Annotated in this window: 1 protein-coding gene; it reads left to right on the top strand. The window is 42.2% G+C overall.

Translation table 11 applies throughout. From position 1 onward, the window contains the following. Positions 1-825, top strand: an 825-nt coding sequence (purB, locus tag Q0236_RS12670) for an adenylosuccinate lyase (protein ID WP_297918743.1), incomplete at its 5' end; no start/stop codon positions are given. Positions 826-1,468 lie beyond the last annotated feature (643 nt).

The following is a 1,468-nucleotide window of genomic DNA, read 5'->3' as shown; positions in this document are numbered from 1 at the left end:
CACGCAAAAAGCGTTATCAGCTACGGCAAAATAAGCGGTGCGATGGGGAATTTCGCCCACGCTCCACTAGAGCTGGAAGAGCTAGTGTGCGAATATCTGGGGCTAAAGCCCGCTCCCGCATCCAATCAAGTCATCCAGCGCGATCGCTACGCGCAGGTAATGAGCGCACTTGCGATCCTGGCTTCCAGCTGCGAAAAGATCGCTATCGCAATCCGCCACTATCAACGCACCGAAGTTTATGAGGCAGAGGAATTTTTTAGCCCAGGTCAAAAGGGCAGCTCTGCGATGCCACACAAACGAAATCCCGTGCTTAGCGAAAATGTAACGGGGCTATGTCGTATGATCCGCAGCTTTGCAATACCCGCGATGGAGGACGTAGCGCTATGGCACGAACGCGACATCAGCCATAGCTCAGTCGAGCGATTTATCCTCCCTGATGGCTTTATAACTGCTGATTTTATGCTAAATCGCTTGACAAGCTTGATCGAAAAACTGCTCGTATATCCCGAAAATATGATGAGAAATCTAAATTTAACCGGTGGGCTCGTGTTTTCGCAGCGCGTGCTGCTAGAACTGCCTAAACGAGGAGTTAGCAGAGAGGATGCTTATAAAATCGTGCAGCGTAATGCGATGAAGGTCTGGGCGGATCTGCAAGAGGGCAAAAAAGCTATAGATGAGCAAGGGCATAGCCTATTTTTACAAAATCTGCTCGCAGATACAAAGCTGCGAGAAAAGCTAAGCGAAAGCGAGATCAAAGAGTGCTTTGACTACGGATATTACACCAAAAACGTGGACGCGATTTTCGCTAGGGTTTTTGGCAAATAGCAGACACGTGGCTTGCTATTTTAAAGCTCCGAGCAAGCCTATAAAATATAGCGAAGCGGCTAGAAATTTATGTTTGCGCCGAAGTATTTTAAAAACAGCGATTGAAATTTTAAAATTTTTACAAAGACAAAATTTTAGTAAAAGCGTAGCGCTTGCGGATAAATCTGGCATCTAAATCCGCACGACAGGCATCCACCACTTTTACCGCGAATTTTTCTACGCTTGCGACTAACATTAAAATCATAAAAATTTAATGCTTTAAAACGTTAAAATTCTTAGGTGTAGTAGTTTTAGAATTTTACCGCAAAATTTAAGTGCTAATCCCGAAGATGTAAATGCGAGATTTCCATAAAGCAAAATGGCATTTCTGCGTCGGACTCAAGCTAGGAGTCGTGAGATATACGAAGCAATTATGAAACAAATTTAAAATGGCAAATGGGGACATTGATAAAATTCCGCTTTTTCAACTTGAAAATATAACGATTCTTAGAAAAAAGCAGATTGAGTAAAATTTCATAAATTCCATCAATTTAAGCGCTTAGCAGATGGCACCAAAAATAGGAAATTAAGCTTGGATAATGATATTTTTAAAAATTTTAAAATTTTATATGCGCAAGCGGGTAAAATTTGACGTCTAGTACCG

The organism is uncultured Campylobacter sp. (assembly GCF_938031315.1).
In the GTDB taxonomy this organism is placed as follows: domain Bacteria; phylum Campylobacterota; class Campylobacteria; order Campylobacterales; family Campylobacteraceae; genus Campylobacter_B.
Note: the sequence above shows the minus strand (reverse complement) of the source record. Positions and strands in the feature narration are given on the sequence as shown.